Source organism: Sphingomonas sp. (assembly GCF_035317925.1).
Lineage (GTDB): Bacteria > Pseudomonadota > Alphaproteobacteria > Sphingomonadales > Sphingomonadaceae > Sphingomonas_I.
Map to the genome: position 1 here is coordinate 1 of NZ_DATHFV010000207.1, position 7,267 is coordinate 7,267.

The following is a 7,267-nucleotide window of genomic DNA, read 5'->3' on the forward strand; positions in this document are numbered from 1 at the left end:
CAACGCCGGCGTCAGCCGGATCGAGGCGCTCGGCCTCGACACTTATGCCGACGAACGCGCCTTCTTCAGCTACCGCCGCGCCACCCATCGCGGCGAACCCGATTATGGCCGCGAGATTTCGCTGATCGGATTGGCATCCTAGGCCAATGCTGAAACTGCTCGCTTTCCTCATCGCGGCCTCGCTTGGCGCGCTCGGCCCCGCCAGCGCGCAGAGCCCGGCTTTCCCGGTCACGATCAGCGTCGATGCCGCGCACACAATGGGCGCGGTCAAGCCGGTGTGGCGCTTCTTCGGCGCGGATGAGCCGAACTATGCGACCATGAAGGACGGCCGCACCACGCTCGCGACCTTGGGCGGCCTCGCGCCCGATCAGGTCTATTTCCGCACGCACAATCTGCTTACCTCGGGCGACGGGACGCCGGCGCTGAAATGGGGCTCGACCAACATCTATTCCGAAGATGCGCAGGGCCGTCCGATTTACGACTGGACGATCGTCGACCGCATCTTCGACACGTATCGCGCGCGCCATGTGAAGCCCTATGTCGAAATCGGGTTCATGCCCGAGGCGTTGTCCACGCACCCCAAGCCCTACCAGCATGATTTCCGGCCCGGCAGCGGCGATCTGCGGACCGGCTGGGCCTATCCACCCAGGGATTATGGCAAGTGGGAAGAGCTGGTTTACCAGTGGGTGCGGCATTGCGTTGCGCGTTACGGCCGGGCCGAGGTCGAGAGCTGGTATTTCGAGACGTGGAACGAGGCCAATCTGCCGCAATATTATTGGGGCGGAAGCCGGGAGGAATTCTTCCGGCTCCACGATAGCGCGGTCCGGGGCGTGCGCCGCGCACTGCCCGAAGCGCGGGTCGGCGGACCGGATAGTGCGGGCGCCGGCGACACCTTCCTGACCGCGTTCATGGTGCATGCCGAAGCGGCGGGCACCCCGGTCGATTTCCTGTCCTTCCACGCCAAGGGCAGCCCGCACCTGGTGGAGGACAAAGGCGCCAGCCACGTCCGCATGGGAATCAACGCCCAACTGCAGGCCGCCGATCACGAGTTCGCGCAGATCGCCGCCGACCCGATCTTTCGCAGCAAGCCGATCATCATTGGCGAGTCCGATCCCGAAGGGTGCGCCGCCTGCCAGGGACCGGCCAATGCCTATCGCAACGGCACGATGTATTCGAGCTACACCGCCGCTTCCTTCCCGCGCCTCCAGGCCCTGGCCGAGCGGCACGGGCTGAACCTGGAGGGCGTGCTGACCTGGGCGTTCGAGTATGAGGATCAGCCCTATTTCGCGGGCTTCCGGCAACTGACGTCGGCGGGCATCGACCTGCCGGTCATGAACGTCTTCAAGATGTTCTCACGGATGCGCGGAACCCGGGTCGCAACGCGTTCGGATCATCAGGCGCTTCTCGACGATGTGATGCGGAGCGGCGTGCGGGATGCGGCGGACGTCGGCAGCGTCGCGACGATGGACGGGAGCACGCTCGCGATAATGGTATGGCACTATCACGACGACGATCTTGCCGGACCGGACGCGCAGATAACGCTGCAACTCGCGCATCTGCCAAAGGCCTTCGCCCACGGCGCGCTGCTGGTTCATTATCGCATCGATCGCGATCATTCGAACGCTTATGCGGCATGGCAGGCAATGGGCTCGCCGATCGCACCGACCAATGATCAGCGGCAGGCCTTGCTGCGGGCGGCGCAACTCGCCGCGCTGGAATCCGTGCCGCCCGCGATTGCCGTGGCCCATGGTGCAGCACAGCTCGATTTCATCCTGCCGCGCCAAGGCGTGTCGCTCCTGGTCCTGACGCCGAACTGACATGCCTCTGGCGTCGCTGATCCTTCTTCTCCAGGCGGCCGATGCCAGCACCCTGCCGCCGCCCGATCCGCAGCTCGACGTCGTCATGACCGCGCATCCCCCGCATTGTCGCCTGCGCGATGGCGATCCGGCTGACACTATCGACACGACCCGCAAAGTCGGCGATCCCGCCGCGCAGGTGATCCGACCGGATTGGAAGACCGGCGCGCTCGGCCTGTTCCTCGACGATTATCCGGTGACTGGCCCTACTTTCTGGCAGAGAAACGGGGCGCATCTCGACGATTTCCGTTTCCGCGTGCCGGATAATGGCAGTCCGCTCTGCATCGGGTCCAAGCAGGGCTATCCCGGCGGCTACGGCTCGTTGCGCCGCGGGTTCGACGCCAAGCCTTATCATGGCCGCGTGTTGCGCTTCACCGCCTATGTCGCGACCTGGCGCGCCGGGACCGTCATCTTCTGGCTGGCCGCCGGCCGTGGTGCCTATCGCGAAGGTTATCGGGCGCCGCTCGGCACCAATATCGTGGCGGGCAATAATTCGGACGCGCGGCCGATCAAGGGCACGACCCATGGCTGGACCCCGATCAGCTACACGATCGGCCCCATTCCGTGCTCGGCGACGCAGGTCAGCTACGGGTTAATCCTCGACGGCGGCGGCGATGTCTGGATGTACAAGCCGCAGATAGAGGTGATTCCCGACGCCGAACTGCAGCGACGGTTTCGCTCGAAGAATACGGACGCGCTATGCAAGGATTCCGTGTTCTGAAGCTGGAACGTAGGCCCTAACCCTTCTTCCCTGTCGGCGCTTCGATGATCCGGAACTCGCCCGACGCATGCATCAGGCTCATCAGATAGAGCATGCCGTCGAAATAACGCTGCTCGCCGGACGGGATCGGCGTGTCCCACAATTCCTGCAGGAATGCCTTCGAGTTCAGTCCAGGCGTGGCGGCGAAGCTCGCGACCGCCGTGGTCGCGACCATGCCGACCGAATGGCGCGTCGATAGCGGTTTGCCGTCGAGCGTGTAGCGGTCGGCGAAATCATGGATGCCCTGGCCGACGAGGAAGGCCTGGATGCGGTCGCTCAACACGCGCTGGCGCGGATCCTTGCCCCACCAAGCATAGTCGACCGACCAGTTGCTGGCCGTGCGCCAGCTATCGTACGCGAACGAACCCGGTTTGCCGTCCCAGCCCTTCATCGGCGTGAGGTCGAAATCGCTGCGGTCGGGCGACAGGCCGGTCTGCGGCCCGGTCACCTGGGTGAACAGGTTGCGGCTAACGTCGGCGGCCTTGGCCCAGAAAGCGCGGTCCTCCTTGGGGCCCCAGCGCGCCCACAATTCGTAGAAAGCGGGCAGGTGATAGGAGGCGTCGGTGCCGCCGATGCTCGTCTCCGGCACGAAGCGGATCATGTTGCTCGCCTCATCGACCATCGGCCCGACCGTCTCCGGCTTGGGCGTGCGGTCGAAATGGTAAGGCGGCCACGGCTTACCCGCCTTGGTGGCCTCCGCTTCCGCCGCCCGATTGTTGGGGCTGGGCCAGGGTTTGTCAGGCTGGACGAAAGGCGCTCCGTTGGGATGAATGCGGAAAGGCGGTGTCGCGGTCAGCACCGGATGGTGCCGCATCCCGCGCAGGATTTTATCCGCCTCGGCCTGGTAATCGTAAATGCCCGTGCCGTTGCCCCAGCGATGCGCCGCGAAATAGAGCGCCATCACATAATATTCCTCGCCGTCGGGCGCGGCGCCGGTCGAACGTGGGCTGCCGTCGGTGCCCATCGACCAGGCGAAATAGCCGACCGACGGATTCTTCGGATCGGTCGTCAGCATATAGGTCTTGGACCAGTTCCACAGTGCGTCGAACTCGCGCTTCTTGTCGAGCTGGACGGCAATCATCATGCCATAGCTCATGCCTTCGGTGCGCGCGTCGTTGTTGGCCCAATCGGTCATATAGGCGAGCGTGCCGTTCGCGTTGGCGCCGGTCTCGAAATAGAGCCGCTGCTCCTGGCCGTCGCCATGGAACAATTGCTGGAAGGTCTTCTCGATCCGGGCCCGGCTTTCGGCGTGGCTATGGCCGAGTTGCTCGGCGAACAGGTCGCGATAATGGTGCGTGGCGTAAGCGCCCGCACCGTCGCCCGGAAAGCGCTGGATGTCCGCCTGCGCGGGGGTGGTCCAAATGAGTGCCGCCGCCGCAAAGCCAGCGATCAGGTCCTTGCGGTTCAGCACGTTTCGATCCCCCGATTTGGCAGCGGTCGAACGCCGCTTCATCCGGTCCCGCCATGCCATGCAGTCGGACGCGGCGGAAGAGCGCGCTTGACGATTTGTCCGACTATTGCGGATAGGAAAGGAACGGCCCGAATTGCGGGACCGCACAGGAGGGAAGCGATGGCCGGGATTCGGGAAAGCCTGTTGCGGATGCTCGCGCCTTTGCTGCTCGGCGTGACGGCCGCAGGTGCCGCCACCGTCACGCCCACGCCGCCGATGGGCTGGAACAGCTGGGACGCCTATGGCTTCACCATCACCGAAGCGCAGTTCAAGGCGAATGCCGCCCTGCTCGCGCGCATCAAGCCGTATGGCTGGACCTACGCCGTGATCGACGAGGGCTGGTATATGGGCAACCCGCTCGGCGCCAACCTCAAGGAACGCGCCCACCTGCTCGACCCCTATGGGCGGCTCGATCCGGTTGTGGATCGCTTCCCCTCGGCGGCGGACGGCCATGGCCTAAAGGCGCTGGCGGCGTGGACGCACGCCCGCGGCCTTAAATTCGGCATTCATATCGTGCGCGGCATTCCCAAGGCGGCGGTCGAGGCCAATTTGCCGATCGCGGGCTCGCATTTCCACGCCGCCGACGCGGCAGACCGCGCCGCCACCTGCCCATGGGACGAAGGCAATTACGGCATCGCCGACAATGATGCGGGCCAAGCCTATTACGATTCGCTCGCGCGCCAATATGCCGATTGGGGCGTCGATTTCCTCAAGGTCGATTGCATTTCCGACCACCCCTATCGTCCGACCGAGATCCGCCAGATCGGCCGCGCGATTGCCAAGGCCGGCCGTCCGATCGTGCTCAGCCTCTCGCCCGGGCCGTCCGCGATCCCCAACGCAGCCGAGATGGCACGCTCCGCGCAGATGTGGCGGATCATGGACGACCTCTGGGACAGCTGGACCTTCCCGCATCCCGATCCGAAGACGACCTTCCCCAACGGTGTCCGCAACGCCTTCGACGCATTGGCCGCCTGGAATCCCTATGTCGGGCCGGGCCGCTGGCCCGATGCGGATATGCTGCCATTCGGATCGCTCTACCCGCATCCCGGCTGGGGCGATCCGCGCCAGTCGCGGCTGACGCCGGCCGAGGCGCGCACCGCCTTCACTTTATGGTCGATCGCGCGTTCGCCCCTGATCCTGGGCGGCAACCTGACCGAGTCCGATGCACCTACGCGCGCGCTGCTCACCAATGCCGCCGTAACCGCGCTCAATCAGGAAAACCGCGTGAGCCACCCGGTCGATGCGGCCGCGCCGGATCATGTGCGGGTCTGGACCTCGCGCCGCCAAGGAAAGCCGATCGACACGGTCGCGGTGTTCAACCTCTCAGAAAAGCCGCTCGGCGTTGCCCAGGCCTGGTCCAGTCTCGGCCTACCGCCAGGCGCCTTCTCGGCCTGCGATTTGTGGACCGGGGCGCGGTTCGCCGCCTCGCCCCGTGCGCGGCTCTCGATCGCGCCACATGATGTCGCTTTGCTCAGGGTTTCGGGCGTGGCGGCGCGGTGTCGGTGAAAGCGCTCAGCGTGTCCTGATTTCGTCGGGCGCGGTAAGCTGGGTCAGGATCCAGCCATTGCCGTCCGGGTCCTTGAGCATGGTGAAACGGCCCCAAGGCTGTTCGTCCACGGGGGTCAGCTCGAGGCCAAGGCCGGTCAGGCGCGCATATTCCGCATCGACATCGTCAATCCCCAGCATCAGGCCCTGCTGCCCGCCCGGCTTCAGCCCCTCGAACCAGGTGACGAGCGCGATCGTCGCGCCGCCATCCCTGGGCTGCAGCTGGATCCAGCGCATCTCCGGCCCCATCGCCTCGTCGCGCAGCAAGGTCAGCCCCATCACATCGCGATAGAAATCGCGCGCCTTGATCTGGTCGGTTACCGGGACGGAGACGATCGCAATCGACATGGTCTTGCCCTCCTCAGAAGGGCAGCCAGCGCCCCTTCTCGCTGAAGCGCATATAGCCCAGATTGGCCCCCAGCCGCCAGCCGACGCCCAGCCGGATCGGGATCAGCACAATGTTGCCGCGGCGCAGATAGGATGCGGTGAAGCCGCCGATCACATAGACGTCGCCCTCGGCTGCGGGGAACCGCTTGTAGAGATCGTGCGAATCGTCGAGATTATAGACCAGCACGAACGTCTTGGCGGCGTTGGCGCCGAGATCGAAGCCGACCGACGGCCCGGTCCAGAACACCTTGCTCTGGCCCTCGATCTTGTGAAACATCGTGCCCGATCCGTAACGCAGGCCTACGACGACCGCGCCGCCGGCCTCGCGCCCGGCGATATAGGCGTTGGGGCGGCCCTGCTCCTTGAAGATCTTCTCGATCAGCCCGGCGAGGCCGGCCGCGCCCCGGCCGAACACGCCTTCGGCCGCGCCCATCACGTCGCCTTCCTCATAGGTGCCGCCCGTGGAGGATTCGCGCGCCTGTATTTCTGCCTGCGAAGCGGCGGGGATCGGCTGCGTGCCAGCCGGCTGCTCGGGCACAACGGCGGCGGGTGAAGCCGGCACCGGGGCGGGATCGTCCTGCGCGGGCGCGGCCGGTGGGGCCTGTTCGTGGCTTTCGACCGGGCCGGTCGCGGCCATGGAGCCCGCGGCATTGGGATCGACCGTGCGCACCTGCGCGCCCGCCGCCGACGCGGCGAACAACGCCACCAGGATCATGTTTGCCGCTTTGCCGATCATTCCCGCCACTCCCTTATGTGCGGCCATGATAGCCGTGCGGGCGCTTTCCCCGCAATGAACGGCGAAGCTTGCGTTGATCCCTGGAAAAGCTGCCGCTATAGCCCGCCTCCTGCCAGGCCCGGAGACGTGGGTGAGTGGCTGAAACCAACGCTTTGCTAAAGCGTCGTACGGGAAACCGTACCGAGAGTTCGAATCTCTCCGTCTCCGCCAAGCCAAGAAAATCCTTTAAAATCAATGAGTTAGAAAGATCCCCGCCGGGGATTCGAACTCACGTCTCGCAAGATTTTCCCGATGAATATCAGCCACTTGCGCCGTTAAGAGGGCGGCGCTGCCGTAGCGCCGACCCGACCCGCTACGCTGCCTTGAGCGCGACATTGGTGTCGGCGAGCCGTGCCGGATCGGGGCTTTTGCCCTCGACCACCAGAGAGCGGCCCTGGACATAGTCGCGCACCATGTTGACGCAGTCGAGCGCGATCACGCGGCCTTGCTTGAGATAGATGAGCGAGAAGCTGCGCGTCGCCGGATCGCCGCGC

General features: G+C 65.3%; 8 protein-coding genes and 1 tRNA gene. 5 read left to right on the plus strand and 4 right to left on the minus strand.

Annotated elements, in window-relative coordinates:
• The 3 genes from VK533_RS15460 to VK533_RS15470 all read left to right on the plus strand — a co-directional run.
• On the plus strand, positions 1 to 142 hold a 142-nt coding region (locus VK533_RS15460; protein ID WP_324379336.1), incomplete at its 5' end, for a laccase domain-containing protein.
• A 4-nt stretch (positions 143 to 146) separates the two neighbouring features.
• Complete coding sequence (locus VK533_RS15465; protein ID WP_324379323.1) at positions 147 to 1,817, plus strand: GH39 family glycosyl hydrolase; 1,671 nt, start codon at positions 147 to 149, stop codon at positions 1,815 to 1,817.
• A gap of 1 nt (position 1,818) precedes the next feature.
• The gene (locus VK533_RS15470) at positions 1,819 to 2,577 is read left to right on the plus strand and encodes a hypothetical protein (protein WP_324379325.1); all 759 of its coding nucleotides are present in this window, start codon (positions 1,819 to 1,821) and stop codon (positions 2,575 to 2,577) included.
• Positions 2,578 to 2,593: 16 nt separating this feature from the next.
• Here VK533_RS15470 and VK533_RS15475 read toward each other — a convergent pair whose 3' ends face one another.
• On the minus strand, positions 2,594 to 4,069 hold the full coding sequence (locus VK533_RS15475) for a glycosyl hydrolase family 8 (RefSeq protein WP_324379327.1): 1,476 nt from the start codon (positions 4,067 to 4,069) through the stop codon (positions 2,594 to 2,596).
• A 117-nt stretch (positions 4,070 to 4,186) separates the two neighbouring features.
• Here VK533_RS15475 and VK533_RS15480 point away from each other — a divergent pair, with 117 nt between their 5' ends.
• Positions 4,187 to 5,572 carry a glycoside hydrolase family 27 protein gene (locus tag VK533_RS15480; protein ID WP_324379329.1) on the plus strand — a complete coding sequence of 462 codons (1,386 nt, stop codon included), beginning with the start codon at positions 4,187 to 4,189 and terminating at the stop codon, positions 5,570 to 5,572.
• A 6-nt stretch (positions 5,573 to 5,578) separates the two neighbouring features.
• On the opposite strand, the gene VK533_RS15485 is transcribed toward VK533_RS15480, so the two are convergent.
• Positions 5,579 to 5,959, minus strand: a complete 381-nt coding sequence (locus tag VK533_RS15485; RefSeq protein ID WP_324379331.1) for a VOC family protein — start codon at positions 5,957 to 5,959, stop codon at positions 5,579 to 5,581.
• A gap of 13 nt (positions 5,960 to 5,972) precedes the next feature.
• Positions 5,973 to 6,734, minus strand: coding sequence for a DUF1134 domain-containing protein (locus VK533_RS15490; RefSeq protein WP_324379332.1), 762 nt, complete (start codon positions 6,732 to 6,734; stop codon positions 5,973 to 5,975).
• Between the two features lie 120 nt (positions 6,735 to 6,854).
• Between VK533_RS15490 and VK533_RS15495 the strand changes: the two genes are divergently transcribed.
• Positions 6,855 to 6,944, plus strand: a tRNA-Ser gene (locus tag VK533_RS15495).
• Positions 6,945 to 7,086: 142 nt separating this feature from the next.
• On the opposite strand, the gene VK533_RS15500 is transcribed toward VK533_RS15495, so the two are convergent.
• Positions 7,087 to 7,267, minus strand: a 181-nt coding sequence (locus VK533_RS15500) for an oxidoreductase C-terminal domain-containing protein (protein WP_324379334.1), incomplete at its 5' end; no start/stop codon positions are given.

What these genes read in the sequence shown, in the direction of transcription:
- VK533_RS15465 (WP_324379323.1), top strand. Translation starts at nt 147, where the DNA reads ATGCTGAAACTGCTCGCTTTCCTCATCGCGGCCTCGCTTGGCGCGCTC.
- VK533_RS15470 (WP_324379325.1), top strand. Translation starts at nt 1,819, where the DNA reads ATGCCTCTGGCGTCGCTGATCCTTCTTCTCCAGGCGGCCGATGCCAGC.
- VK533_RS15475 (WP_324379327.1), bottom strand. Translation starts at nt 4,069, where the DNA reads ATGAAGCGGCGTTCGACCGCTGCCAAATCGGGGGATCGAAACGTGCTG.
- VK533_RS15480 (WP_324379329.1), top strand. Translation starts at nt 4,187, where the DNA reads ATGGCCGGGATTCGGGAAAGCCTGTTGCGGATGCTCGCGCCTTTGCTG.
- VK533_RS15485 (WP_324379331.1), bottom strand. Translation starts at nt 5,959, where the DNA reads ATGTCGATTGCGATCGTCTCCGTCCCGGTAACCGACCAGATCAAGGCG.
- VK533_RS15490 (WP_324379332.1), bottom strand. Translation starts at nt 6,734, where the DNA reads ATGATCGGCAAAGCGGCAAACATGATCCTGGTGGCGTTGTTCGCCGCG.